Source organism: Candidatus Accumulibacter necessarius, assembly GCF_036625085.1.
This window is the reverse complement of sequence record NZ_JAZKUM010000004.1, coordinates 423,988-450,245: the sequence shown is the minus strand read 5'-3', so window position 1 is coordinate 450,245 and position 26,258 is coordinate 423,988. Positions and strand designations below refer to the sequence as shown.

The 26,258-nt window shown below is 64.6% G+C and carries 19 protein-coding genes; 9 read left to right on the top strand and 10 right to left on the bottom strand.

The window, feature by feature from the left end:
- Positions 1 to 85: 85 nt before the first annotated feature.
- From recD to V5B44_RS13250, 8 genes are all read right to left on the bottom strand, one after another.
- Positions 86 to 1,960, bottom strand: a complete 1,875-nt coding sequence (recD, locus tag V5B44_RS13285) for an exodeoxyribonuclease V subunit alpha (protein ID WP_332359487.1) — start codon at positions 1,958 to 1,960, stop codon at positions 86 to 88.
- On the bottom strand, positions 1,957 to 5,688 hold the full coding sequence (gene recB / locus V5B44_RS13280) for an exodeoxyribonuclease V subunit beta (protein WP_332359486.1): 3,732 nt from the start codon (positions 5,686 to 5,688) through the stop codon (positions 1,957 to 1,959). Before recB ends, recD begins: the two co-directional genes overlap by 4 nt.
- Entirely contained in the window at positions 5,685 to 9,026 is a 3,342-nt protein-coding gene (recC, locus tag V5B44_RS13275; protein ID WP_332359616.1) for an exodeoxyribonuclease V subunit gamma, read from the bottom strand. Before recC ends, recB begins: the two co-directional genes overlap by 4 nt.
- A 103-nt stretch (positions 9,027 to 9,129) precedes the next feature.
- Positions 9,130 to 10,161, bottom strand: a complete 1,032-nt coding sequence (locus V5B44_RS13270) for a sodium:calcium antiporter (protein WP_332359485.1) — start codon at positions 10,159 to 10,161, stop codon at positions 9,130 to 9,132.
- A gap of 260 nt (positions 10,162 to 10,421) precedes the next feature.
- Entirely contained in the window at positions 10,422 to 11,963 is a 1,542-nt protein-coding gene (locus V5B44_RS13265) for a DUF1254 domain-containing protein (protein WP_332359484.1), read from the bottom strand.
- A 273-nt stretch (positions 11,964 to 12,236) separates the two neighbouring features.
- Positions 12,237 to 12,671 carry a hypothetical protein gene (locus tag V5B44_RS13260; protein ID WP_332359483.1) on the bottom strand — a complete coding sequence of 145 codons (435 nt, stop codon included), beginning with the start codon at positions 12,669 to 12,671 and terminating at the stop codon, positions 12,237 to 12,239.
- 135 nt (positions 12,672 to 12,806) lie between these two features.
- A complete protein-coding gene (locus V5B44_RS13255; RefSeq protein ID WP_332359482.1) occupies positions 12,807 to 13,253 on the bottom strand; it encodes a cache domain-containing protein in 447 nt (148 codons plus the stop codon).
- Between the two features lie 402 nt (positions 13,254 to 13,655).
- On the bottom strand, positions 13,656 to 13,943 hold the full coding sequence (locus tag V5B44_RS13250; RefSeq protein WP_434735446.1) for an ATP-binding cassette domain-containing protein: 288 nt from the start codon (positions 13,941 to 13,943) through the stop codon (positions 13,656 to 13,658).
- A gap of 253 nt (positions 13,944 to 14,196) precedes the next feature.
- Between V5B44_RS13250 and V5B44_RS13245 the strand changes: the two genes are divergently transcribed.
- The 7 genes from V5B44_RS13245 (at position 14,197) to V5B44_RS13210 (ending at position 21,056) form a co-directional block, all read left to right on the top strand.
- Positions 14,197 to 16,413 (top strand): SulP family inorganic anion transporter, encoded by a 2,217-nt coding sequence (locus V5B44_RS13245; RefSeq protein ID WP_332359479.1) that lies wholly within the window; start codon positions 14,197 to 14,199, stop codon positions 16,411 to 16,413.
- Positions 16,414 to 17,159: 746 nt separating this feature from the next.
- Positions 17,160 to 17,315, top strand: a complete 156-nt coding sequence (locus V5B44_RS13235) for a hypothetical protein (protein ID WP_332359478.1) — start codon at positions 17,160 to 17,162, stop codon at positions 17,313 to 17,315.
- A complete protein-coding gene (locus V5B44_RS13230) occupies positions 17,312 to 18,295 on the top strand; it encodes a TerC family protein (RefSeq protein ID WP_332359477.1) in 984 nt (327 codons plus the stop codon). Before V5B44_RS13235 ends, V5B44_RS13230 begins: the two co-directional genes overlap by 4 nt.
- Positions 18,292 to 18,798 (top strand): universal stress protein, encoded by a 507-nt coding sequence (locus V5B44_RS13225; RefSeq protein WP_332359476.1) that lies wholly within the window; start codon positions 18,292 to 18,294, stop codon positions 18,796 to 18,798. The genes V5B44_RS13230 and V5B44_RS13225 overlap by 4 nt, the downstream gene beginning before the upstream one ends.
- A 96-nt stretch (positions 18,799 to 18,894) precedes the next feature.
- Positions 18,895 to 19,575 carry a Bax inhibitor-1/YccA family protein gene (locus tag V5B44_RS13220; protein WP_332359475.1) on the top strand — a complete coding sequence of 227 codons (681 nt, stop codon included), beginning with the start codon at positions 18,895 to 18,897 and terminating at the stop codon, positions 19,573 to 19,575.
- A 5-nt stretch (positions 19,576 to 19,580) separates the two neighbouring features.
- On the top strand, positions 19,581 to 20,093 hold the full coding sequence (locus V5B44_RS13215) for a DUF2062 domain-containing protein (protein WP_332359474.1): 513 nt from the start codon (positions 19,581 to 19,583) through the stop codon (positions 20,091 to 20,093).
- Between the two features lie 90 nt (positions 20,094 to 20,183).
- Positions 20,184 to 21,056: an ion transporter gene (locus V5B44_RS13210; protein ID WP_332359473.1), complete on the top strand. Its 873-nt coding sequence runs from the start codon at positions 20,184 to 20,186 to the stop codon at positions 21,054 to 21,056.
- A gap of 172 nt (positions 21,057 to 21,228) precedes the next feature.
- On the opposite strand, the gene V5B44_RS13205 is transcribed toward V5B44_RS13210, so the two are convergent.
- A complete protein-coding gene (locus tag V5B44_RS13205) occupies positions 21,229 to 21,924 on the bottom strand; it encodes a hypothetical protein (RefSeq protein ID WP_332359472.1) in 696 nt (231 codons plus the stop codon).
- 199 nt (positions 21,925 to 22,123) lie between these two features.
- Entirely contained in the window at positions 22,124 to 24,250 is a 2,127-nt protein-coding gene (locus tag V5B44_RS13200; protein WP_332359471.1) for a methyl-accepting chemotaxis protein, read from the bottom strand.
- A gap of 470 nt (positions 24,251 to 24,720) precedes the next feature.
- Here V5B44_RS13200 and hfq point away from each other — a divergent pair, with 470 nt between their 5' ends.
- Together hfq and hflX are read left to right on the top strand one after the other, a co-directional pair.
- The gene (gene hfq, locus V5B44_RS13195; protein ID WP_287631354.1) at positions 24,721 to 24,960 is read left to right on the top strand and encodes an RNA chaperone Hfq; all 240 of its coding nucleotides are present in this window, start codon (positions 24,721 to 24,723) and stop codon (positions 24,958 to 24,960) included.
- 116 nt (positions 24,961 to 25,076) lie between these two features.
- Positions 25,077 to 26,249 carry a GTPase HflX gene (hflX, locus tag V5B44_RS13190; protein ID WP_332359470.1) on the top strand — a complete coding sequence of 391 codons (1,173 nt, stop codon included), beginning with the start codon at positions 25,077 to 25,079 and terminating at the stop codon, positions 26,247 to 26,249.
- The last annotated feature ends 9 nt before the right edge of the window (positions 26,250 to 26,258 follow it).

The following is a 26,258-nucleotide window of genomic DNA, read 5'->3' as shown; positions in this document are numbered from 1 at the left end:
CGGAACAGCCTGTGGCGTCGCAGGAATCGGGAACCCGGGCAGAGTGATGGCGCAGTGAATGGACAGCACGCTTGCGCGGGTCCGATTACGGTCCGGTCTCACCCAGCCGGGCGATCAGGCCGGAATGGCGGCGGGTTCGGTTGACGCAGGCATTGACCAGAACCTCCTGGCCAGCGACCAGGCAGACTCGCTTTGACGCCCGCGTGACGCCGGTGTAGAGCAGCTCGCGCGTCACCACCCGGTTGGTCTGCTCGGGAAGCAGCAAGAGTACCGACTCAAATTCGGAGCCCTGCGCCTTGTGTACGGTCATGGCAAAGGCGGTGTCGTGTTCCGGTAGACGGATCGGCGCGACCGGCCGGAAACCGGCGTCCTGCCCGGGGAACCAGACCATCAGCTCACCGGCATCGTCCGGCAGGCAGAGGCCGATGTCGCCGTTGAACAACTTCAGAACGTAGTCATTCCTGAGCACCATAACCGGGCGTCCGAGATACCACGGCGAACCGGTGACGGTGGCGTGGGTGTCGCCGACCGATTGCTGCAGGTGCCGGCTGACGAGCGCGTTGATGGCATGGACGCCACGCGCCGTCTCGCGCTGCGCGCACAGGACGCGAAAGCGATCAAAGGCGGCAAACACCTGGCGGCGGCGCGTCGCCGGGTCGGCGTGCGCGTGCGTGAGGGCTTCTCGATAGGGCTGATAGCCGTCGCGAATCGCCTGCCGTGTCGCGGCTTCGAGGTCGGCGCTGCCGTCGGGTAGCCAGCCGACCGACAGATCCGTGGTGCTGGCCAGCCAGTCGCAGGCCTCGGTGCCGCGGCCAGCATTGATGTCGGCAGCCAGACGGCCAATGCCGGAGGTGCTGGCGAAACGGTGGCTTTCCGAGAACCAGACGACGCAGTCGGCGAGCGGGGTCGGAGTGATCGCTGGCGGTGGCTGGATGCGCGCCGCCGGCGTCGCGGTGAGCGCGGCGAGTTCGGCAATACACGCTGCTGTCAGCGTCGGGTCGGCTGAGATCTCGGAAAACACCGCGCCGGCCTCGACTGCCGAGAGCTGGTCCTTGTCGCCGAGGAGGACCAGGCGGGCGTCGGGTGGCACGGCTTCACACAGGTGGCAGGCGAGTGCGAGGTCGAGCATCGACGCTTCATCGACGAACAGCGCATCGATCGGCAACGGGTTGCTGGCGTGGTGCCGGAAGCGGCCAGGTTCCGGCGTGACGCCGAGCAGGCGATGCAGCGTATGCGCCTCGCGCGGCAGCAGCGCCTGCAGTTCGGGTGGCAGGTCGCCAGCGCGTTGGCGCAGTGCATCCAGCATGCGCACAGCCGCTTTGCCTGTCGGTGCCGCCAGGGCGACTCGCAACTTGGGATTCTCGGCCAGCAGACAGGCCAGCAAGGCGACGACGGTGGTCGTCTTGCCGGTGCCCGGGCCGCCGCTGATGATCGTCAGCCTGCCCCGCCAGGCGAGGGCGGCGGCCAGTTTCTGCCAGTCCGGCTGATTGCCGAGCCGCTGTCGATTGTCGAAGAACATCCGGTCGAGTCGATGGCGCAGCTCGTCGCTCGGTGGCGATCCGCGACGCACAGCGCGCTGCCGAAGGCTCGCCGCCAGGCGGCGCTCGTAAGCAAAGTAGCGGTGCAGGTAGAGACGTCCGTCGCGGTCAAGGACCAGTGGCAGGACGGACGGCAAGGTTGGCGTCTTGCCCGCCGCGACGACCATCTGGCTGGCCAGCAGGCACTGCGACAGCTGGTCAGCCGAATGATCGGGGAAGAACTCGACGAGATCCTCCAGTGGTGCACAGACATGCCCGGCCTGCGTTGCCAGACTGACTTGACGGCCGGCCGCGGCGAGTACGGCCAGGGCCTCGGGTGGCGCACCCGCCTGTTCGGCCCATTGCCGCAGGTGGCTAGCGAAACCCTCTGCGAGATCGTTGCGGGCAGGCGGTTCCGACGAATGCGGGGTGCGGGAACTCATGCGCTGGTCACCAGCGAAGCACCCCACAGCAGAGCGTCGAGAGAGTCGATGGTCCCTTTTTGTGGGCGATGGTGGTAGACGCCGCAGGCGAGTCGCTCACCTGCCGGGGTCACCTCGTGCCAGCCCGGGCGGACACCACGCACAAACAGGTAGTGGACGCCGCCGAAATGACTTTCGTAATCGTAGTCGGTGATCCGATGCCGCAGGTAGCGGTGCAGCGCGACGCTATAGATCAGGTGCTGCAGGTGGTAGCCGTGTGCCGCCATCGCCGCCGACAGTCGCTGCTGGCCGTAGTCAGCGGGGGTGAAGCCGAGATGGTTCGACTTCCAGTCGAGGACATGGAAGCGATCTGCCTGGCAGAACACCAGATCAATGAAGCCCTTGAGGTAACCGTCGAGCGGGGCAAAGCCAAGTCTCGGCTGGTTGTAGCCGTGTGCTGTCAGCCAGCCGTTGAGTGCCGGTGCGGTGAGCCCTGCGGCGGGCAGGTTGAAGCCCAGTTCGACCAGACGTTGCCGGCGCGCCACCGAGGACAGGACGATGTCGCCGGGCAGCCGGGTCGCAAGGACGTCGTCGAGCAGTCGGCGCAGCATGTGTGCCAGGCGGCGGCCGGATTCGCCATCCGGCAGTCCCGGTAGCGAGAGGGGATGGCTGGCCAGCACCTCGTCGATGATCTCTGGCCAGCGGCCCGGATCGGTGAAGTCGATGCGCTCGAAGAGCGCATGCACGCAATCGCCGGCGGCCGGTCCGCGCGGGAAGTAGAGGATGTCGTCCGGCGCGACTTCCGCCGGCGCGGCGGCGCCGACGCCGACGGCGGGCAGGCCGGTGAGCGAGCGACCGTCGTGGTCGCTGGCCGAAGCTTCGCTCTCGGCGCCATGCTGCAGGCTGCTGAAACTGCCGATTCGCCAGCCGCCGGCGATGTTCGCGGGTGCGGTCAGCGCGGTCAGGCTCGCTGGCGACAGGCCGACGCCGGCGAGTGGTGTCGGCGTCTCGCTCGGGAGGTCGCGCAGCGACAACGACGTCGCCGCCGTCCTTGCCAACGTCTGCCAGGCTTCTTCGATTTCCTCCGGCGGTCGCTGGTGCGTCAGCCAGTCCGCATAGCGCATGTCCTTGCCGGCGACCAGCCAGTTGAGCAGGCTGCGATTGCCCTGGGCCATCGATGGCCGACCGAAGGACAGGGTCGCGTAGCAGCCGGCAACCAGGTAGCAGCGGTACGCCGCTCGCGTCAGCGCGACGTAGAGCAGGCGCATGAACTCGGCGTCCTTCTCCTCGCGTCGCCGTCTCGTGATCGCGTCCGCTTCGACCGGATCCAGGTCGGACCGGAAGTCGATTACCGGCAGCCCGTCATCGTCGTGGTACTCCTTGCCCTCGAACTCGGCAAAGCTCGACTGGTGTCCATCCCAGAGGAAGGGGCAGAAGACGATGCCGTATTCGAGGCCTTTCGATTTGTGGATGGTGACGATCTGCACCAGGTTGCGGTCGGATTCGAGGCGCAACTGGGCGACCTCGTCGGCCCCCAGGTTGCTGCGCTGGCTGGCGAGCCAGCGCAGCAGCGCGTCCGGTGCCGGCTGGTCGGCACTGGTCTGTTGCAGCAGTTCGCCGAGGTGCAGCAGGTTGGTCAGCCGCCGTTCGCCGTCGTTGCGCGCGAGCAGACGCAGGGCGACCGCTTCGCTCGCCATCCAGGCGCGCAGCATGACGCCGAAGCCGCGGCGAAGCCAGGTCTCCCGATAGCCGCTGAAGCGCGCCATGGTTTGCAGAAGCCCCATCTCGTCGGCAGCCAGCGCAGCGACGGCGGCGGCATCGACACCCATCAGTTCGGTCGCCAGCGCGCTGTAGAGGAGCGAGGGGCGCGCCGGTTCGAGGATCGCCAGTAGCACCCTCTCCAGATCCTCGGCGTCGGCAGTGTGGAAGATGCTTTGCTGCGAGAGCTCGACGCTGCCGATACCAAGCTGCAGCAGCGCGTCCCTGAGCAGGCGCCCCTGGGCATGGCTCCTGACCAGGATGGCGATGTCGCCAGGCGCCAGGGCGCGTTCCCCGAGCGTGATCCGGCCGGCCTGCGCCGCGCGCAGCAGGCGCGCCACTTCGCCGGCGGTGGCGTGCAGCACCTGCCGCTTCGCTTCGGCGCGCAACAGATACTGGCCGCCGGGAGCGGGCAGTCGCCAGACGTGCAGCGCCGCTGGCGCTTTCCCGCTTAGGTCGGTCAACGGCGGACGCGGTTTGTCGCCGACGGTCACCGGTTCGTAGTTCAGGCCGGCGAGAATGAAGCTGGCGGGATTGGCCGCGAAGAGTGCGTTGCTGGCGGCGATCAGCCCAGGCGTCGAGCGCTGGTTGTGGCGCAGCGTGTACGGTGCGCCGGCCTGCCGGCGGGCGGTCAGGTAGGTGTGCAGGTCAGCATTGCGAAAGCTGTAGATCGCCTGCTTGGGATCACCAACGAGGAACAGTGGGCCCGCTGCCTGCGCATCGCCGGCGGCGTAGATACGGCTGAAGATCGCGTACTGCAGGGGATCCGTGTCCTGGAACTCGTCGATCAGTGCCACCGGATAGCGGCTGCGCAAGGATTCGGCGAGCCACGGGAAATCGCCGGAAGTGAGCGCTGCATCGACGTTCAGGAGCATGTCGTCGAAGGTTTGCACGCGCAGCCGGCGCTTCTGCTGGCGCAGCGCGGCGGCGGACTCGCCGAGCATCCAGCGCAGCAGGTGCAGGCGGGCGAGGTGCAGTGCCTGCGTCACCGACGCGTGCCGCGCCAGCAGATCGTCGGCGGCGGCGAAGAAGGGATGCGCGGGAGGCGTCTGGTTCTTCTTCGTCCGGGCGGCGATCATGTCCGCCGTGAAGAGACGCGCCTTGCTGGCTTCCGGAACGGCAGCGCGGCACAGGTCGCCGCCGGTGAACCACACGGTCCAGGCGCGGGCCCCGGCGCGGACGCTGTCCTCCCTGTACGAACCAGCGTTGAGCGCGGCGAGCCCGGCGAGCAGTACGTCGGTCGGTCCGGTGCCATCGCTCCCCCATAGCTGGCCGGCGCGCTCGAAGGCAGCGGCTAGGCCAGGCGTGTCGATCGCCGTTTCGCTCGCCAGTTCGTCCGGCCAGATGACGCGCGCGCGGGACCTGGCCATCTGACGGCCGAGCAGACCGGCCCAGCTTGCGGGCGAATCCCCGCGTTGCGCCAGGTGGTCGGCCAGAGCCGCCGGCATCGCGCCGCTGGCGACGTGGCGTCGCCAGAAGTCGCTGACTGCCTCGAGGCGCAGCGGCTGGTCGTCGCGCAGCAGTTCGAGGCTGAACGGCAAACCGGCAGCAAACGGAGTGTCCGACAGCGCACGCTGGCAGAAGCCGTGAATCGTGAACACGGCGGCTTCGTCGAAGGTATGCAGCGCCGCTTCGAGGCGCAAGCGCATCTGCGGCTGGTCGACGCCGGCGTTGTTCTCGACGGCGGCGACCAGACGGGCGACGAAGGGGTCGGCAGTGCTCGCGCCGCGCTGCAGATACGCAAGGACATCGACCAGGCGGCTACGGATGCGCTCGCGCAGCTCGGCGGTGGCCGCGTTGGTGAAGGTGACCACCAGGATCTGTGGCGCGTCGAGACCCCTCTCGAGCAGCAGGCGCAGGTAGAGTCCGCAGAGGTTCCAGGTCTTGCCGGTGCCCGCCGACGCCTCGATCAGGCGTAGTCCGTCGAGTGGGCAGGTGAAGACGTCGAGGTCGATCGTACCGGCAGCGTCCGGCGCAGAGGCCAGGCTCATCGGCGGGAATCCTCGAGATAGTCGAGCAGCGGGGCGAAGACGGTCTGCGTGCACTGCTCGAAGTTCCAGTCAAGTGGCTCGGCGACCCCTCTGAGCGCCAGGCGGTAGGCGGGATCAGCGCTCTCTCCCCAGTCCGCGTTGCGGTTGTGTGTCCAGCACCGGCGTGCGGCCGCCATGCCGCCGCTGATGTAGGCCCACGCGCTCTTCGGGAAGAAATGCAGCGGCGTCGACAGACCTTGGCGATAAAGGCCGATCAGCTCGCCGAGGTGGGCGCGGGCGGTGCTCTCATCGCAGGGCCGCAGGCGGTAGCTGCCGTCGCGCGAGTGCCAGGTGGTCTGCAGACTGACATCCGTCGGCGCCGCGGCACAGAGGAACAGATGGCTGATCCAGCCGGCCAGGTAGTCGGTCGGGCGCACCTCGTCGTAGCGATAGCGCACCAGTCCTGCCGGGCGCAGGTCGCCGAGCGCTCCGGCGAGCTGCCACCTCTCACCCTCGAGCGGAAAGTCGAAATGCGCGTGCACCGCCGGCAACGGTGCTGCCGCGAGTTGCGGCGCGAGTCCCGTCGCGAAGCGGCGCATGCGCGCAACTTCCCCAGTGATCAGTCGCTCGCCAAGCGGCCCGGGTGGAAACTCGCTGCCGGCCAGTGCCAGTGCCAGCACCTGGTCGTCTTCACGGCCGGCCAGCACGGCCGGCAGCAGACGCCGGGCGAGTGCCTGCAGGCCCGGATAGTCGGGAAGAAACGGTTCCTCGTCCGCCAACTCCTCTTCGGCAACCGCCAGCGCCACGTTGAGCCGCTTGACGAGCAGCGTCCGGCAGGGGTTGCCGAAGAACCCCAGTAACTGTTCGAGGCTGACCTGTCGCCATTCCAGCGATGGCGGTTCAAGCCTGCCGGGAAAGAAGGGGAGGGTGGCTTCGCTCTTCGGTGCATCAAGCTCATCGCCGTCCTCGTCGTCCGCGCACTCTGGTGCAGCGGCGAGCACGGCGCTGCCGCCGAGTCCCTGGCGGAGCGCCTCGCAGTACTCGGCGTTGAAGCTGCGCCGGCGATGATCGCCGCCGCTGACGAAATACTCGGTGGAGAAAGCCTGCAGCGGGTGTTCGACGGTCAGCCGTCGGCGAACGGCGTCGACGCTCGCGGGGTCGGCCGGGTTTCTTGCGCAAGCAGCGGCGACGTAGTCGATCAGTTCAGCGAGGAGGACCGACGGTGGCACAACGCTGTTGTCGCGGATGCTGCGGCCGCTATAGCTCAGATAGAGGCGCTGCCGGGCAGCGAGGACGAGGTCGAGGAACAGGTTGCGCTCGTCCAGGCGCCGCTGCCGATCGCCCGGCTGCGGCCGCAGTGCCATCAGGTCGAACTCGGCTGGCCGGTTGGCGCTCGGGAACGCACCATCAGTCATGCCGAGCAGGCAGACGACGCGGTAGGGCAGGGCGCGCAGGCTGGCCAGCGAAGAGAAGGTGAGTACGCCGCCGGGAACGCCGCCACGCCCCGGATCGTCGAGCAGCGTGCGCAGCGCGCTGTGCACCACCGCCAGCGGCAGTGGCGAGCGGGCGCCGCCGCGCAGCATGTTGGCGTGCAGTTCGTTGATCGTCGCCTGCATGCTGCGCAGATCGTCGACGAGGTCGTTGTCGGCGCGCGTGAAGCGGCCCAGCGCCTCGCTCAACGAGTGCTGCCAGGCGCTGGCGTCGCGCGCTTGCGACCAGTCGTCGCGCAGGGCTGCGAGCGCGTGCAGGAAACGCCACCAGCGGCCGAGCGTTGCCGCATCGTCGCCTTCGGGATTGGCGGCGGCGATCCGTGCGGCGACAACGGTATTGCGCGCAGCCGCGTCATCGCCAAGGGCGTAGGCGAGGAACAGCCGGTGCAGCCCATCGGCAAAGCTGTGCCGGTCGGTGGCCGGCAGATCGAGGCGGCTGCGGCTGCTCGCGTCGAGGCCCCAGCGGATGCCGGCATCGCGAATCCAGTCGTGGATGCGGTCCAGGTCATCGGCTTCCATACCGAACCTCGCTGCCACCGGCGGCTGTTGCAGCAGGTCGAAGACGACGCTGGCCGCGAAGCGGCTGCCGCACAGCGAGAGCAGGCTATCCAGGACGCGGGCGATCGGATTGACGCGGGTCTGCGGCAGGCCGGTGATGGTGTACGGAATCCGGCGCGGCGCCGGTGCCGTGCCGAACACCGCGTTGATCAGCGGCGCCGCAGCGGGCAGGTCGGGCAGCAGCACGACGATCTGCGAGGGCGTCGGCGGGTCGCCGGCGGCGAACTGCGCCAGCAACTGGTCGTGCAGCACCTCCAGCTCACGTGTCAGCGAATGGCAGACATGCACTTCGATGCTGCGATCGTCGCTCGCCAGTTCGATGCCGCCGGGTGCGAGTTCCCCGAGGTCGAGGATCGCGTTCTGTACCCGCGCCAGCAGGTGCTCGCCGCTGGCCGGCAGGAAGACGCTGTCTTCCTCGGTGATGCTGCCTTCGTCGGCGAACAGGAGATCGATATGCGCCTGCGTCTGTTTCCCCCAGGCGGCGAGGAGAGCGTTGCCAACCTCGTGATGACCGTCCTGCTTGCGTGCCACCAGGTAGCTCAGGCGCTTCTGGTCGACGACGTCGAACCAGTACTCGCGGCATGGGTTGAGGGTATAGACGCGGATGTCAATCCAGCGCGACAACTGACGCAGGATGTCGAGGTAGAGCGGCGGCAGGCTGGTCAGGCAGAAGACGCTGGCATTGGCGGGCAGGCCGGCCTGCGCCGGCGCATCGGCACCGAGTTGTTCGATCCGCTGGAAAAACGCGACGGCCGGGTGCTGGCGCCGCGTGCCAAGTTCGGCCGTGATGCGCCGCCAGAGCGCCGACTGCCAGACCTCGTCTTCGGCGCGTCCGCCATCGAGCCCAGGAATGCCGGCGCGCTTGCCGTCCGACCAGGCCGCCAGCCACTGCGGGCGGTAGGTGATGTAGTGTTCGATCAAGGTCGCGCATCGCTGTGCCAGTTCGAGGCGCATCACCGGGTCGGCGTCGCACAGGTAGCCCGCCAGCCGCGGATGATCGTCGGTGAAGCTGCGATCGCCCAGTCGCTCGAACACTCGCCACACCAGCAGCCCCGGCGAGAAGGGCGATTGGTCCTGGATGTCCACCAGTTGGCCGATCTGCTTCCATAGCCACTGCGCGAGGTAGGAGAAGTCGATGTTGGCGCAGATTCCCTGGCGATCGGCGCAGGCGAGTTCGACGCGGCGGCGCAAGGCAGTGCTCGGAATGATCACCTGTTGCGCCGTCAACGGCGAACAGGCTTCCGCGGCCAGACGTTCGAGCAGGCTTTCGAGCAGGAATTCGAAGCGGTTGGACAGGGTCAGCCGAAGCATGGTGAGCAAGCGGGTCGGAGGGCAGGGGCTGATTATCGCATCCGGGGGCGCCGATCCGCTTCTCCCGCGTGACGAAGGCAGTGAAGCGGGACTACAGCGCTGATCACCCGGCTCGAACTCTCCTGCGACAGCCGCCACGGCTGATGCCCGTCCCTGCGCCGTCCGGTGCCGGGCATCCGCTGGTACGGTCCCCGCGAAAAGCTTGCCGGTTTCCGCCACCCGCGCATTGCACTGGCGCACGCCGATTTGTCCGGCTTCTCGCTGTTCTAGGAGGCGCAGTATCCCGGCGTGATCGCGGCGGAGGTGACGCTGCGGAGCCGGCGAGCCTAGCCGATACCAGCATGAACCCCCAGGTTCCCAGGATGTAGATCAGCAGCGCCGCCCAGGAATCCGCGCCTAGCCCCCAGTAGCGCCGCGGTTTGCGCAGCAGGATGCCGGCCACGTACACCGCGGTCATCACCAGCCCGATCATGCCGATCCATGCGTTGGCGCGCCCCTCGTGCGTCAGGACCGGTTGCCCCGCGAGCAGGTCGGCGAGCACGAACAGGATGAGCTGGAAGGCGTTGCCGCCGAAGATGTCGCCGAAGACTAGCGTGTAGGCCTTCATCTTCACGCCGGTGATGGCGGTACTGATCTCCGGCAGGGCCGACGCCAGTGCCAGGACCGTCGCGCCGAACAAGACGCCGTTGATGCCCATCAGGTCGGCAAGGCGGTCGCCGCTCTGCTCGAGCACGACGCCGGCGACCAGCGTGACCACCGACGCGGCGAGAAAGATCGTCACGTTCCTGGCGGTGCTGGCATTGTGCAGGCCGTCGCCCTTCTCGGGGCTGTCCGCAGCGGATAATGCGGGCTGTGCGCTGGTGTCGGCGGGCACGGCGAGGTGCATGTCCTTCCGGTCGCGGCAGCGACCAAGGGCCCGCATGCCGACCAGCCAGAACACGAAGATCGCGATGCTCCCGACGCCGAGCGGACCGACCGCGGCGGTGGCGGGAAGCAGGCCGCTCATGACGGTAATCCCGACCACGCAGATGACGAGCGTCCCCTCGAGGGCTGGAACGAGCGAAGCCGATGCCGCCGATAGGGGGCGCGAACCGCACATGAAGCGGTCGGCGATGACGAGCACCAGTGTCTGCATCGCCACTCCGCCGATCAGGTTGCCTGCCGCGATATCCAGATGGCCGCTGCTGACTGCGCTGACCGTGATCGCCCGTTCGGGCAGGGCGCCGGTGCAGGCTAGACACGCTCGGCTGCTGTCGTTCCGTTGCGGACGCTCAGGCGCTTGTAGAAAGCAGCCGTTGAACGCCCCGGTTCAGCAGCAGGGCGCCAGACCCATCCGCTGAACCGGGGCGTTGGGCAGCGCATTGAGCGCTGCCACGCTTGCGCGCCCCTCGCGAGTTACGGCTGAAGCTCGATCTCTCCCGGCTTCCAGGTCTTGTCGAACCACGGCTCGAGCGGCCCGTAGAGTCGCAGGATCATGAACCACCCCTTGCCGGGAATCGTCTGAACCCAGTTGCTCTCAAGCCCCTTCGGCGGGCGCGGGCCGAAGTGGACATCCACCGAACCGTCTGCATTCGTCTTGAGTGCTTTGTTCTGGCTGCTCACACTCGGGGACTTCTGATCCGTCTGGACCATCGAGCGCGTCTGGTTGTCATAGACGATGACCGACCAGAAATCCTTCACCGGCACGTTGGGCGGCAGGCGCATCTTGTAGGTCTTTCCGCCGTAGAACGGGTTGCCTTTCGCGTCCTGAACGGCCCATGGATACTGCGATCCCTTGCCGACCATCTTCATTTCCATGGCCGGGGTAACGCCGGTGGCAAAGTAGTAGTAGAAGATGTAGCCGTCCATGTTTGTCACGCCGGGCGCGCTCTCGAACTTGTAGCCGCCAAAGAACGGCAGGCGCCAGGCGCTGTCCGGGAAGAAGTAGGCATCTTTCGAGCGCACCTTGAAGGCGATGGTACGCGCCGTTACGGCGCCGATGTTTGCCGCATCCGTGAGGATCTTCTTCATCCGTTGGTCGGGCGCGAAAGGCTGGCCTTTGACAATGCCGATGGAGGCAAAGAGACCGAGCGTCGTCGGGTCGCTACCTTCCGAGGGCTCTTCCTGAATAACCTTGTTCAAAAGCTCCCAGAATGCGTAGTCGCCGGGTGCGACAAAGTTTGCGGGAACGCCGGAGGCATTGGCGAACTTGATCGCCGGAGGATTCGCGGCCTCCGAGAGTTGATAGATCTTCAGGTGTTTCTTGACCGACTCGACGCCGGGCTTCGTCGAGCCATCGACGAGGAAGGCACGGAAGAAAAGCCAGTTGCCAAACGTGCTCGGCCGAACGACCACATAGCCTGCGGGGATCTCACCCTTGTACCCGGGCGGAAGAAAGAGGTACTTGCCACCTTTGCCCCGGTCCTCGCCGGTGATGCCCACATCGGCGACCCAGCGATACCAGAAATCGTTCACGGCGCCCAGAACCTCGGGCGGAATCTCTACGACCAGCGGACCTTTCTTCGTGTCGAGCCAGATGAAGTTGTAGATGGTGTTGTCGTTCGCTGTGAGTTCCACCGTCCGGGGATCGACTAGGTCTTCCCAAATGACATCAGTCTGGTTGGCCGGCCCGAATTTGTTGAGCGAGTCGCGCATGCCAGCCTGATTCACGATCGGGATTGCCATGAGGTAAGCCTGCAGGGCGCGCGATCGATCGAGGTTGTCATAGATCTTCTCGACGGTGTCGGCCTTGGGATAGCCGTAGGTCAGATTCAGGGTGCCGATGGAGCTTTCGATCTTGTCCGGCACGGCGACGCCCGGAGCGATGGGGGTCGAAAACTTGAACTGAGGCTTCGCCGGCGCTTGCGCAGGCGCCTGCCCGAAGGCTCCACCTGAGGCGAATAAAACGATGGCGGCCATTGCCGCCAAAAGGTAGTTACCACTGCTTCCTTGCATCATCTTTCTCCGTGTGAGGGGTAAATCCGGGGTTGCTTACTGTGCGTCCGCGTCGCGTCTGGTGCGACCCAACCTGTCGTCGATGTCAAGAATGCCCATTGGTTCCGTCGCCGTTCGACAACCTCGAACACAGGACACAGTCCAAACGGCTTGTTGTGCCTGGCGTTGAGGGAGTTATTCCAACTTTTTTCTCGCTACTGGACCGCGCAACCGGACAGCTCAACCTTACCAGCGGTTCAACAATGGGCGCAACCACAGTCTGTAGATTACATACGCTCATTCAGTTCCACAGACCGGTTCGGCGTGCACCCGGCACTGATCAAGGCGATCAACGAAGCCCGGCATTAAGTCCATCTCGAAAGCTACATCTTCGAGGATGACGCGACGGGTCGTGCCGTCGCCGCAGCCATGGCCAGCGCCGCCCGGCGTGGCGTCACGGTGCGCATTCTCGTTGACGGTTTCGGTGCCCGTGAGTTTGCTGTTCGCCTGCAGCCGGAACTGGTGGCAGCCGGTGTCCACGCCATGATCTACCGGCCGGATATCGCCTGTTTCCTGCCTGGACGCCGCTTTCGCCGCGCCCTGCACGATGCGGTCAAGCGTGGCGTGGTCAGCCTGCTGCTTGCCCCGGAGGCCAGCATCGTCGTGTGCGACGAGAATTTCGCCAGGGAGTTGCGGCACAGTCTCCGCCAGGTGATGCAGGATGGCGCGCACGAACTGCCGGTCGATCGCTGGAAGCTCTTGCCATGGCCTTCACGCATGCCGCAGGTTTCGCCGCGCGCTGTCACGGACCAGCGGTGCCCCGCTGACACCCGCTCGGCAAAGCGGCAGCAGTGCCTTGCGCTTGGATCACTCCTTGTAGTATCCAACCGCACACACCTGGTCGCCAATCCTGGTAACGAAGGCAACCTTGGTTACGGGGTTAGTCTCTCCCGGGCGCGGCCACATATAGGAAACCTCCGAGATCGATCCCTCCTGTGCCGCGGCGTATATCTCGGCGCCCAGGGGCTTGCCGTACTTGTCCCTGAGATCCTTGAAACTCCGCCCGAGCAGTGTCGGATGAGCGGTGAAGTTCCCGTCCGGACCCCCGCAGTAGGGATAGAGGTCACGGTCCTTGAAGCCCCCTTCACCCTTGGTAAACATCACCAAGGCTCTCGACTTGTCGGCCTTGACTGCAAGCACCACCCTTTCGAGCATGGCTTTCGCTTCGGCAGGCGTTCCCGATGGCGCCGCCCTAGCCACACCGACAAATGCGACGAGAGCGATTGTGGACAACGCAGCCAATCTACCTAGCATCGCAAGTCTCCGTTTCAAGTCATCACCCGACAAACCCATGGCTGACGTGTCGCGAACCGAGAGCAAAACGCCACCTCACCACATGGTAGCCCAAAAAGTCCGCCAGCGTGACCGACATCACAGTGCAAATTTGCCCAAACTATCTGCAATCGCCCCGGCGCAACCCGGATGCCGGGTTTGTCCATTTGATCAGGAGGTTGAGAAACCTGCTTGATGTCCACGCTGGATTTGCGGGCAATCAAATAATTACGATAATTCAATTGGTTAGCTTTAGAACAAATTCACCGTGACCAAGATCATCGGATCGTTGAGGCGTCACGCGCCGAGAGAACGGTACCCACGGCTGTCTGAACGAGATCGCCAAGACGGCAAGCATCGGGTCTTCCTTCGTCAGTCGTTTCGTCAGGTCGGCCTTGTTGGTACCCGACATCGTGGAAGCTCGTCGAACAGAATCGCGCGAGGCTTCATCGCCAGTGCCTGGGCGATGGTTCCGGATTGCCGCTGTCCGCCGGAAAGCTGTTCCGGGTAAGCGTCCGCCTTCTGCGCCAGGCCAATCTGTTGAAGACGCCTGTGTTCATTCTCTGTAGCGGACCTGAGGAACGAAGGCCGGACCCTCGGTGACATTTTCGAGCACGCTGGGCTGCGGGAACGGGTTGAGACGCTGAACCGCCATCGATACCTGCGTCGCATCGAATCGATATCCTTCGCGTTAAGGTGTACGCCGTTCTGTCGCCCCCCGCGCTTCCGTGATAAAGCGTTTGTCATGAAACGTCCTGGAACTGCTCCCGGCGCTGCCGAAACCCTCACGAGCGATTTGCGTCGTGCTACGATCGAAGATTCCCGAGCAGCTTGCTCGGGAATCTTCGCTGGTGTTTCAGCGGAACACGGCAGGGCAGGGAGGCTTGCTGGTTGATTGCATCAGTCTGGAGGGAGGGCCCGAGCTATGGAACTGGCAATAGGTTTCAAGAATGACAAGCTGGTCGGCGATTTCTGGGGAGGCCTTGCAGCGATGCTGGTCGCGCTGCCGTCGGCGATTGCTTTTGGTGTCACCATCTATGCCTCGATCGGTCCAGCTTATGCCGGTTTGGGGGCGCTCGCGGGAATTCTCGGAGCCGCGGCGCTTGGCCTGGTGGCACCGACCCTGGGGGGTACCAATCGGCTGATCACGGCGCCGTGCGCGCCGGCGGCCGCGGTTCTCTCGGCGTTTGCTATCGAACTCGTGCAGCAGGATGTCGACCCGGTGTTTATCGTACTGCGGCTGACCGCCCTCGGCCTGGTGGCCGGCCTGATTCAGCTGTTCCTTGGCTTGATGCGCATTGGCAGCCTGATCAAGTACATCCCGTTTCCGGTGGTCAGCGGCTACCTGACCGGTGTGGGCCTGATCATCATCGGCAGTCAGATTCCCAAGCTCCTGGGCATTTTCGGGAATCAGTCCTTGTGGCGCACGCTCATCTCACCGGAAATGTGGCAATGGCAGAGCGCAGTCATTGGTGTCGTGACGGCGACAGTGATGCTTGGGGCGCCCCTGGTCACGCGCGCCGTACCGGCGGCTATCCTCGGGCTGCTGGCCGGGGTGCTCACGTATTTCGGATTGGCCCACTTCGTGGACCAGTCGATGCTGATCCTCGAAGGAAACAAGCTGATCATCGGGCCACTCGGGGGTTCCGCCGCGGGCATGCTGGAGGCGGTCACTGGTCGTTGGCGGGACATCGGTGAACTCAAGCTCGGGCAGATCGGCGCCCTCATGGGAACGGCACTGACTCTCGCCGTCTTGCTGTCCATTGACACACTCAAGACGGCCGTCGTTCTCGACGCGCTCACCCGCAGTCGCCACGATTCCAACCGCGAACTGGTTGCGCAGGGTCTGGGCAATGTCGCCTCGGCCTGTGCCGGCGGAATGCCAGGCGCGGGGCAAATGGGTGCGACCCTGGTCAATTTGGCGAGCGGCGGTCAGACGCGCGTCTCCGGGGTCATTGAAGGCGTGTTGGCGCTGATCGCGTTTCTTGTCCTGGGCGCTTTCATTGCCTGGATCCCGGTCGCCGCACTGGCTGGCATCCTGATCGTTGTGGGCATAAGGATGATCGACCTCAAGAGTCTCCACCTGCTGGAATCCTCCTGGACGATGCTTGACTTCGCGGTGATCATGGCGGTGGTGGCCGTGGCGTTGGTCTACAGCCTGATCGCAGCGTCCGCGGTGGGCATTGCCCTGGCCATGTTCCTGTTCATTCGCGAGCAGTTGACGAGCACCATCATTCGCAACAAGCTCGACGGGAGTCAACGGTTCTCGAAACGGGTGCGCCTCGGACCCGAAATGGATCTGCTCGTGCAGCGCGGTAGCCAGACGGCGATCGTGGAGTTGCAGGGCAGCCTTTTCTTCGGAACCAAGGACCAGTTGTACTCTGCGCTCGAGCCTGAACTGGGCAAGCGGAATTACATTGTGCTGGACATGCGTCGTGTGCAGTCGGTCGACGTCACGGCGGTGCATCTCCTGAGTCAGATCCGGGACTCGCTGGCCGAGCGCGGGGCCTTCCTGGTCTTCAGCGGCCTGACGCACACCCTGCCAAACGGACGGAACCTTGCCGAGCTTTTCGAGCGCATGGAACTGACGACCACCAGCGATCAGGTCAAGGTGTTCACCGAAGTCGACGACGGACTCGAATGGATTGAAGACCAGATCCTGGGTGAGCAACTGGAGCAAGCGGCGGAACTTCCGCCGCTCGAGGTCTACGAGATGCAGATCTTCAGGGACTGCAAGGAGGACGCACTGGTCGCGCTGGTCGAATGTCTCGAACGGCGCTCGGTGACAAGGAATGAGAAGGTGTTCTCGGTCGGCGACGCTGCCGACCGCCTGTATCTGATTCGCAAGGGTGCCGTGCGCATCACGACCCCAGTCCCCGGAACGTCCATCAGCCACCACCGGCTGACCTACGGACGTGGCGACTTCGTCGCCGGCCTGTCCTTCATCAGAAGGGCAGCCAGTTTCAGTGCCGATGCCACTGCCATGGAAGACTCCGAGCTTTACGTGTTGAGTCGCGCGAGCTTCGAGAAACTGTGCGAGGAGCACAGGCGCCTGGCCTTTAACCTGATGGAAGCGATTGCCCAGGTACTGGCCATGCGCCTGAGCTATGCGGACAAGGAACTGCTCGCGACCCAGGACTAGCGAGCGGGCACAGCGCGATCAGCGGTGACCCAGGCGACGTGGCCAGGGCGCGTGACGCCGGCGCCGGCGATCGCACGTACCGACCCGGCGTGGCGTCGATGTTCGCATGCTCGTCGGCACGCAGCAGAATGAAGTCCCCGACAGCGCGTTCGAGGTTCTGCCGCACACGCCCCTGCACGCGGTCGTCAAATCAGATCTCGTGGTCCGACAGACGCAGTCGCCAGGCCCGGGCCGCCCGTCCATAGGCCAGATCCGTACGGCAGGTGCCGGGGTACACCATGCCGCCGTCGGCGGACACAGGTGGCGCGCAGGCAGCTGGGTGATCTGCCCCGAGACTGTCATGGCCGTCAGATGCCGATGCTCCGCCACGCGGATGACGCCACCCGAGTGGACGACGGCGAGAAATTGATGAGGTGCCTGTAGTTGAGCAGGGCGCATTACTCATTATTCGGTTTTTTGGAATGTTGGGATGACTATTATCTGTTTGCTACGAACAGTCAAGATACCCACAATTGGGTTCCCTGTTCATTCAGGTTCGTCCACCCGAAGGAGACTCCATGAACTTCCCGATCCATGCCCAAGGTTTTACCCTGACCGCTTTCCCGGTTTCCCGCCAGCAACCGCTCATGGCCGAATCGGAATGAAGCCCTCCGCCATGGAAACTGCCCAGTTAGGCTTTGTCATGGGTTCCGACTCGGATGGGTCGCCGCTGCAGGCGGCGGTAAGCGTCATCGAGAACGACTGACATGATTCCGCTACAGATCAGGATGGTCTTCGGGAGCAGCGAGGCGCATGCGGTCGAGCTCGACCAAGGGCATAGCAACGAATTCATCGCCGCTGCCGGGCTCGACCTTACCTCCCAATACCTCGAACTTCGCGGCCAGCACGGGAGCCCTGCATGACCGAGGCCGCCAACAGCTTTGCCACCGGCCCAATGTGGGCCGGCTTCATCGTTTTCGTGCTGGCCATGCTGGCGCTGGACCTGTTCGTCTTCGGCGGGCGCAAGGCGCACCGCGTGCATGTCAGGGAAGCCGCCGCCTGGGTGGCCGTCTGGGTCAGCCTGGCACTCGCCTTCGCCGGCCTGCTCTGGTGGTACCTCAACGGCACCCAGGGCGCTCAGGTGGCGGAGAAGAAAACGCTGGAATTCCTCGCCGGCTACCTGATCGAACAGTCGCTGTCGGTCGACAACATGTTCGTCTTCGTCATGATCTTCAGCTACTTCGCCGTGCCGCCCGAGTTGCAGCGCCGCGTGCTGCTCTACGGCGTGCTTGGGGCAATCGTCATGCGCGCGGGGATGATCCTCGCCGGCGTCTGGCTGGTAACGCAGTTCGCCTGGATCCTCTATGTCTTCGGTGCCTTCCTGATCATCACCGGCATCAAGATGATCATCTTCGCCGAGGCGGAACCCGACCTCGAAAAGAATCCGCTGCTGCGCTGGCTGCGCGGGCACCTGCGCATCACCCCCACGTTCCACGGCGAGCGCTTCTTCGTGCGGCAGAACGGTCTCCTCTGGGCGACGCCGATGTTCCTCGTGCTGGTGCTGATCGAGGCCAGCGACCTGGTGTTCGCGGTCGACAGCATCCCGGCGATCTTCGCGGTGACCACCGACCCCTTCATCGTGTTCACCTCGAACATCTTCGCCATCATGGGCCTGCGGGCTCTGTACTTTCTGCTGGCTGACATGGCGGATCGCTTCCATCTGCTCAAGTACGGCCTGGCGATCGTGTTGGTCTTCATCGGCGGCAAGATGCTCGCCATGCCTTGGTTCCACATGCCGATCCAGTGGTCGCTGTCGATCGTCGGCAGCATCATCGCCGTGTCGGTCGTGGCCAGTCTTGCCCTGTCGAAACCCCAATCTGCCGCCGCTGGAGAAGACGCATGAGGCAATTACCCGATCTTCCCGTCGCCATCACTTCCGAGCGCGACAATGACGGCCGCCTGGTCGGTCTCGCCTTCGACAGTGTGCCACCGTTGCCGACACCCGAAACGAATCCCTGGCTGGTAGCGGTCGACGGCTCGGACAACGCCCTCCGCGCTGTCGCACATGCCGTGCAGCAGGCCAATGACATGAACGCTTGTGCCCTGCATCTGGTGCATGTGCAGCCGTGGCTTTCCAAGGAAGCGGCAGAGGCGGAACTGGCGCACCGCGCCTGGCTTGCCACTGAACGGGCGCGGGCGCTGCTCGACGCAGAAGGACATCCCTGGCGGCTACATGTTGTGATGGGTGACGTTGGCAAGGGCATTTTGCACCTGGCCGAACAGCTTCATTGCCGCAGCATCGTCATCGGCAGTCGCGGCCTCGGCCTCACGGGAAGCCTATTGTTCGGCTCGGTGACGAGCAAACTCATGCACTTGGGTGGGCCACCCCTGGCGGTGGTGCCATGAACATCGCCGTCCTCAGGTTGAGCGGGGCGCCGGCTGACGTCGCCCGGCCAGCACGGATTTTTTGAGAACCCTTTACTTCAACCACGGGAGACTGCAATGAATGATCCGAGAATCCGGGCCATCGCCCTGCCGAACGGCGGCGCGGAGTCCATCCTGACCACCAACAGGGTGGTCCGCAACACCTACCTGCTGCTGTCGATGACCCTGTTGTTCGCTGCCGTCATCGCCGCGACGTCGTTGGCGCTGAAACTGCCGCATCCCGGACTGATCGTCACGCTGGTAGGCTTCTTCGGCCTGCTGTTCGCCGTGCATAAACTCAAGGACAGCGGCTGGGGCATTCTCGCCGTGTTTGCCCTGACGGGTTTCATGGGCTACACGCTTGGCCCGGTCATCAGCCGCTATCTCGGGCTGCCCAACGGCGGCGAGATCGTCATGCAGGCGATGGGCGCCACTGCAGCGATCTTCGTCGGGCTGTCGGCCTACGCACTGACGACGAAGAAGGACTTCAGCTTCATGGGTGGCTTCCTGATGGTGGGCATCCTGCTCGCCTTCCTTGCCGGGCTGGCGGCGATCTTCTTCGAGATCCCCGCGCTGTCGCTGACCGTCTCGGCCGCCTTCGTGTTGCTGATGTCCGGCCTCATCCTCTATGAGACGAGCAACATCATCCACGGCGGCGAGACCAACTACGTGCTGGCCACCGTGACGCTGTTCATCTCGATCTTCAATCTCTTCTCCAGCGTGCTGCAATTGCTGGGTTTCATGGGCGGCGACGATTGAGGACGATGTCTGCCGTGATCCAACGCCTGCGGGCACTGGCGCCCACTCGTGAGCAACTCGAGGCCAACCCCTGGTTGCGCGGGCTGGCGCCTTATCTCGCCAACCCGAAGCTGTGGCACTGGTCTCGCCGGGGCGTCGCGATGGGCTTGGCGATCGGGCTGTTCATCGGCTTCCTGATCCCCGTCGCCCAGATCCTGCTCGCCGCTGCGGCAGCGGTCCTCCTGCGCGCCAACGTGCCGGTTGCCGCCGCCGGCACGCTCGTGACCAACCCGCTGACCGTCCCGCCCATCTACTACGCTGCCTATCACCTCGGCGCCTGGGCGACGGGAACTTCCGTTACGGCGGCGGTCTCGCTGGCCGATCCCAGCGAATTCTGGGAAAGCCTCGGGTCGATCGGCATGCCGCTGTTAACCGGCCTGGCGATGACCGCGAGCTTCGCCGCCATCGCCAGTTACCTGCTGGTCTCCCAGGCATGGATATGGCGTGTCTCGGCGAAACGGCGGAGGGCTCGGCCATGAGGCTGTTTTCTCCACTCTATCCCCGCGCCATGGTCTGGTCCCGGCCTCCGCATGCGCCCTGGCACCTGGGCCTGCTGGCGTATCGCTGAAATGAGCCCGAACGCCAACATGACCGACCTCCCGGCCCACGATGGACGCCAGCGGGTACGCGCCTGGATCGAGCGGCCACGCGTGCAGAACTTCATCATTGCGCTGATCCTGCTCAATGCCGTCTTGCTCGGCCTGGAAACCTCGGCCGGCGCGATGGCAGCGGCCGGCGGGATGATCGTCGGGCTCGATCGCGCCATTCTGGCGGTGTTCGTCGTCGAAATCGCCTTGCGCCTTTACGCCCACCGTGCGGCTTTCTGGCGCGACCCGTGGAGCGTGTTCGATTTCGCCGTGGTGGCCATCGCGCTGCTTCCCGCCACCGGGCCGCTGGCAGTGCTGCGGGCTCTGCGGGTGCTGCGCGTGCTGCGTCTCCTGACCATGGTGCCGTCGATGCGGCGCGTGGTCGGCGCCTTGCTCGCGGCGATTCCGGGTCTGGGCTCGATCGTCCTGGTGTTGCTGATCATTTACTACGTCTTCGCCGTGATCGCCACCAACCTGTTCGCCACGACCCACCCGGAATGGTTCGGCGACATCGGTCGTTCGCTCTACACGCTATTCCAGATCATGACGCTGGAAAGCTGGTCGATGGGCATCGCCCGACCGGTGATGGTGGACTTTCCCTACGCCTGGGCTTTCTTCGTCCCCTTCATCCTGGTGGCGACCTTCACCATGCTCAACCTGTTCATCGCCATCATCGTCAACGCCATGCAAAGCTACCACGACGCAGAGCAGCACGATGCGAGAGAGGCCGTGGACATGGCGCGCCAACACATCGAAGCCGACCTGCATGCTGAAATACGCGGTCTGCGCGACGAAATCCGCGAACTGAAAGCCTTGCTGCCGACCACCGCCGCATCGCCACGCTGGAAGGGCTGAACTCGCTGCAGCCCGCGCCCCCGCAGGAAAAACTGGCGGCCTTCGGCATCACATGGATGCACTGAACGGCAAGATCACCTGCTTGGTCGATGACGAGCGTCACCCATGGTTACCTCCGCACGGCGATCGACCCACGTCAGGTCGTCTCGGCCAGCGGTTCAGATTCGGGCCATCATTCAGTCTGTTGGGAGGGCAGGGTGCGCTGCAGCAAGGCGTCAGCCAGCGCCATCTCCAGGGCGTCATCAGTCAAGTGATTGTTTTCGATCACTCCGGCTTGCAGGTACTCGATCGCCAACGTCACCAGATATCGCTCAATCCGTTCCGCCCGTTCGACGTCGGCCTGCATGTAGTGGTCAAAAGGATCGACCGTTCCCTGTCGCACCCGGGCGGCGATGCGTTGCTGGCGGATGGCCGGGTCGATGTCCAGGACGATTGTCGTGGCGCTGGTCGTCGCTTGCAGGGCGTGTAACGCCTGGCCCAGGGCAGGCGTTACCGGCGGCGGCGGGATGATTGGCCCATAGGCGAAGGCCAGTAGTCGCAGGGCGGTATGGCTGACCACCACAAGTGGGCGATCGGCAGGGCGGAAGCGCTGCTGATCGCGCGCCACTAGCTTCTGGGCCAGGTAGGGCGTCAACGGGCGGACTAGCGGGAACAGAGTGAGAAACACCTGCTCCTGAAACCGTCCCCAGCGACCCTTGCGCGCGCTGCTGGAGCGGGCGTCGACGGCAGCGCCGGCAAAGGCCCCCGCGCGCTTCTCCAGCGAGTAGCCCCGGGCCTGCCAACGGCGCACCAGGAAGTCCGCGACATAATCCTTGCCGGCGGCGTCGGTGCCGAGAATCAACAGTACCGGTGGGGGTGGGGGCAACACGGAGCGTACTCTTCGGGGTGGTATCAACGGGTTCAAGAGCGACGTAATCTTCGTCGTCAAGGTCTCGGCGGATTGATCCCCTATGTTAATCGCTCCGTCCTGATCTGTTCACGCGTGGAACGGTGAATGACCCTGACACGTCGCCCGAAATCCCGAAGTCTGCTGCTCGCAAGGAGAGGAACCCGGTCGCTCAACCGCGTTAGCCGGCGAATTGCGTGGCGAGGACTGCCAGTTTCTTTACTGCCGCTTCGGTCTCTTCAAGACTTTCCTCGGATTGACGCAAGGCCGCACGCATGCTCTCGGCCGTTCCTGCAACGCTCCGGACATGCCGGCTGTGGGCGGTACTGCTCTGGGCGATATGGTCGATGGTGTCGAGAACCCCCTGCACAAGCTGATCCGATCCGCTACGCTCCTTGGCCGCAGTCACGGCCAGGTCAAGCCCGGCTTCCAGTTCACCCATGCCCTGCCGCATCACTTGCACGGCGCTGTCGGCGTGAACCTGCACGGAGTCGATCATCTGGCCGATGTGCACGGTCGCGGTGCGCGTGCGCTCGGCGAGTTTTCGCACCTCGTCGGCAACCACTGCAAAGCCGCGTCCCTGCTCGCCGGCGCGCGCAGCTTCAATCGCGGCATTCAGCGCGAGGAGGTTGGTCTGGTCGGCGATCTCGCGGATCACGCCGACGATCTGGCCGATCTCGTGCGTGCTGCCCTGCAGTTCGACGATGGTGTCGGCCGAGCGACCGACGCTGATGCGGATACTGGCGGTCATGTGCTGTAGCGTGGCAAACTGCTCGCTGGCCTGCGTGTCGGATCGTGCCAGTTCGCTACGCATGCCATCAGCCTGCAGCGAAGCGGCCTGGATCTCCTCCATTTGTTGCCCGAGCGATGCGAGGATCTGTTGCATCGAATCGAAAACCTCGCGGGCCCGTTCGCGGGTGCTTTGGCTGTTGCCGAGCAAGCTCGCGTTGGCGTCGCTGATCTCGCTGTTGATCGCCGTCACCTGACCGAGAATGCCGCCCAGGTTGTCGACCAGGCTGTTGAGCCATTGCGCGATCTCGGTGATCTCGTCGCGCAAGGCACCGGGGCGATCCAGGCGAAGGGTCAGGTTGCCGCCGCCTTCGGCTATCGTCTGCAGCATCAGGTTGGTTTTGGCCAGCCGTGCCGATGTCGGTTTCAGGCTCAGGCGATGGAACAGGGCGCCGGCCAGGATCAGGAAGCCGGCCTGTGCCAGCAGCGTCTGCAGTGCGTTCAGACCGAGTCCGACAGTCAGTACGGCGCTGCCGCCGATGGCCAGGGCACCGGCGAGGGCCAGTGCCCTGGCCAGCCGATGGCTGAGCGGACGGCTGCGGAACACCTCCTCGAGGTCGGCCTCGCACATCATGCCCCAAGTGTCGGGGGAGCCGGGCATCTGAAAGCTTACCCCCTTGCCGATCACCGGGATATGGCGGTAGTCCGAGTAGCCGGGATAGTCGACGTAAAGGTTCTGGCCGCAGCGAATGGTCTCACGTACGCCGGGATGCAACTGGCCGGTAGAGGGATCGTTGAAAACCAGTTCCAGTTCGGTGTGGCGCTGCACCCGCACGGTGCCGTAGGGTGTCCTGACGCCATCCTTGAGGTTTTCGCCAAGCGAGAAGGAGCGATCCTCGAAACGCGAGCGGGACAGGGCTACGCCAGCCTGGATCGTCGGGTCGAATACGGCGCGTGCCATGAACAGGTAGTTGTCGCCAGACTCATGGAAGACGTGGCCATTTTCGCGCTGGATCAGGTCGCCGACCACGTCGTTTGGCACCCGTGCGCCGAGGATTGCCAGCAGTTTGCCAGCGCGCAGCACCGGTTGCAGAAAGAGTAGCGTGACCTCGTCATGGAAGGTCGAGGAAGAGGGGCCGATCTCGACGGTGATCGGGTCGACATAGGGTCCGTAGAGAAATCGCGTCGCTTGCGCGGCCGCCATTACGACGGGTGGCAGTCTGCGCTCTCTTGTCTGATGGGTCGACGCCAGGATCGCGCCATCGGGCGCGGCAACGAACAGCTCGGAGGCGTCCGTGCAGATGTGCAGGCGCGCGCGCAGCCAGTCCGTGGTGATCGCCGTCGGATCTCGCGCTGAGCGGGCAAAGCCCTCAAGGTAGGCCCATTGTTGATTGGCCCAGTTGTTGAGCAACATGACGCGGGTTTGCGCAAAACCCTCGAAGGCCTGCTCAAGCGCTGCCAGATTATGGCGATTGAGGTAGGTAGCCCAGCGCATGCGGAGCTTGCTGGTCGCGCCGAACCACGGCAGCCAGCGCCGTTCGGTCGGCGAGAGGTTCATCTGCACCCTGCTTTCAGTCATGTTCACCCTCGCTAACGAAGTGGAGCAGCAGGATATTCCAAGCAATTTACATGCCGTCGGCGGGAGAGCGACAGCCCTCGCAGGCCGGAGCCTGTAGTCGGCACGGTTCGTTGTCTGCTCGTGCTTGCCGCACCACTCCGAGGCGCCTCGGTCACGCCCGGGCACCACGGCAGTGCGGCCACAGGGGTCCTTTGCGGCCAATAGACGGGCCCCAAAAAGGCAGCGCTGTCGAGGCGCCGTTGGCGGTCGCCAGGAGCCGGCCCCAGCGCATCAGGTCGTACTCGGCTGGCCGGCGTGCAGCCCCCAGCGGATGCAGCAAGTGCCCTCAGAACTGAAATGCCTGGTTTAACGAACAAAACTCGTCACCTTGAGGCCGAAGGGCACCGCATCTTCTGCCTTGATATGGCACACGACCGGAAAATCAATTATCCTCAAGCTCCCAGAACGCAAACAAATATGGAGTTTGAAGGATGACTAACAAAGGGCAACTTCTACAAGACCCGTTTCTCAACACACTGCGGCGCGAGCGCGTGCCGGTTTCGATCTACCTGGTCAACGGCATCAAGCTACAAGGCCAGATCGACTCCTTCGACCAGTATGTCGTCCTGCTCAAGAACTCGGTCACCCAGATGGTTTACAAGCATGCGATCTCGACGGTCGTGCCGTCTCGCCCGGTTACCATCGTGCAGGACGCCGACAGCGAGGGATGATGCCTTCAGCGATGTCTTTCGCCGGCCCGCCGCTGCCGCGTCGAACCGCGTCAAGCACCTTCTTCTGCCACCCTCTGACGACTCCGGCTTGCGCCAGCTTCTCGTAGATCATCGGCATGGCTGAGCGCGCGCCCGCCGAGGAGCGTGCGGTCATCGTCCAGCTCGACTTCGGTCGTGAAGACCTTGCCGAGCAGCTTGAAGAGGTCCGCTTGCTGACACGGTCGGCGGGCGCGGCCATTTGTGCCGTGGTGCAGGGACGGCGTCACAGCCCGGATGCGGCGACCTATGCCGGCAAGGGCAAGGTGGAGGAGGTCGCAGCCGAGGTCGCGGCGCACGGAGCCGATCTGGTCATCTTCAATCACGAGCTGAGTGCTGGCCAGGAGCGCAACCTGGAGCGCGCGCTGCAGTGTCGAGTGATCGACCGGACCAGCCTGATCCTCGACATCTTTGCTCAGCGCGCCCAGAGTTCAGAAGGGAAGCTGCAGGTCGAGCTGGCCCAGCTCGAACATCTCGCGACTCGCCTGGTGCGAGGTTGGACACATCTGGAACGGCAGAAGGGAGGGATCGGTCTGCGTGGGCCAGGCGAGACCCAGCTCGAAACCGATCGTCGTCTCCTCGGTATCCGAGTCAGACTGCTCAAGGGACGTCTGGCCAGGTTGGAGCGCCAGCGGGGCGTTCAGCGCAAGGCACGCGGCCGCGGTGACCTGTTGAACGTCTCGCTGGTCGGCTATACCAATGCCGGCAAGTCGACGCTGTTCAATGCGCTGACGCATGCCGGCGTTTTCGCCGCCGACCAGTTATTCGCAACGCTCGACACGACGACGCGCAAGCTGTGGCTGCCGGAGGCAGGCCACATCGTGCTTTCCGATACTGTCGGCTTCATTCGCGATCTGCCGCACTCGCTGGTGGCCGCCTTCCATGCCACGCTGGAAGCGACGGCCGAGGCCGACCTGCTGCTGCACGTGGTCGATTCGGCGAGCCCGGCGCGCGACGACCAGATCGCTGACGTCAACAAGGTGCTGGCCGAGATTGGTGCTGCCAATGTGCCGCAGCTGAAGGTGCTCAACAAGCTCGATCTTACGGGCTTGCCGCCGGCAGTCGAGCGGGACGAATATGGTAGAATCCTGCGTGTTCGCATTAGCGCTAGATGCGGTGAAGGTCTGCCACTGCTGCGCGGGGCTCTGGCCGAAATTGCTCTGGCGAAGACAATGGACCAGCGTGAGCGGTTGTCTGGCGCCGTTGCTTCGCATGATACCGATAGGATTCTTGACTCAGATGATTCCCCATGATTTCTAGCC

Coding starts and splice junctions, on each gene's coding strand:
- recD (WP_332359487.1), bottom strand. CDS start 1,960: ATGAGTTCCCGCACCCCGCATTCGTCGGAACCGCCTGCCCGCAACGAT.
- recB (WP_332359486.1), bottom strand. CDS start 5,688: ATGAGCCTGGCCTCTGCGCCGGACGCTGCCGGTACGATCGACCTCGAC.
- recC (WP_332359616.1), bottom strand. CDS start 9,026: ATGCTTCGGCTGACCCTGTCCAACCGCTTCGAATTCCTGCTCGAAAGC.
- V5B44_RS13270 (WP_332359485.1), bottom strand. CDS start 10,161: ATGCAGACACTGGTGCTCGTCATCGCCGACCGCTTCATGTGCGGTTCG.
- V5B44_RS13265 (WP_332359484.1), bottom strand. CDS start 11,963: ATGATGCAAGGAAGCAGTGGTAACTACCTTTTGGCGGCAATGGCCGCC.
- V5B44_RS13255 (WP_332359482.1), bottom strand. CDS start 13,253: ATGCTAGGTAGATTGGCTGCGTTGTCCACAATCGCTCTCGTCGCATTT.
- V5B44_RS13250 (WP_434735446.1), bottom strand. CDS start 13,943: ATGCGACGCAGGTATCGATGGCGGTTCAGCGTCTCAACCCGTTCCCGC.
- V5B44_RS13245 (WP_332359479.1), top strand. CDS start 14,197: ATGGAACTGGCAATAGGTTTCAAGAATGACAAGCTGGTCGGCGATTTC.
- V5B44_RS13235 (WP_332359478.1), top strand. CDS start 17,160: ATGATTCCGCTACAGATCAGGATGGTCTTCGGGAGCAGCGAGGCGCAT.
- V5B44_RS13230 (WP_332359477.1), top strand. CDS start 17,312: ATGACCGAGGCCGCCAACAGCTTTGCCACCGGCCCAATGTGGGCCGGC.
- V5B44_RS13225 (WP_332359476.1), top strand. CDS start 18,292: ATGAGGCAATTACCCGATCTTCCCGTCGCCATCACTTCCGAGCGCGAC.
- V5B44_RS13220 (WP_332359475.1), top strand. CDS start 18,895: ATGAATGATCCGAGAATCCGGGCCATCGCCCTGCCGAACGGCGGCGCG.
- V5B44_RS13215 (WP_332359474.1), top strand. CDS start 19,581: ATGTCTGCCGTGATCCAACGCCTGCGGGCACTGGCGCCCACTCGTGAG.
- V5B44_RS13210 (WP_332359473.1), top strand. CDS start 20,184: ATGAGCCCGAACGCCAACATGACCGACCTCCCGGCCCACGATGGACGC.
- V5B44_RS13200 (WP_332359471.1), bottom strand. CDS start 24,250: ATGACTGAAAGCAGGGTGCAGATGAACCTCTCGCCGACCGAACGGCGC.
- hfq (WP_287631354.1), top strand. CDS start 24,721: ATGACTAACAAAGGGCAACTTCTACAAGACCCGTTTCTCAACACACTG.
- hflX (WP_332359470.1), top strand. CDS start 25,077: ATGGCTGAGCGCGCGCCCGCCGAGGAGCGTGCGGTCATCGTCCAGCTC.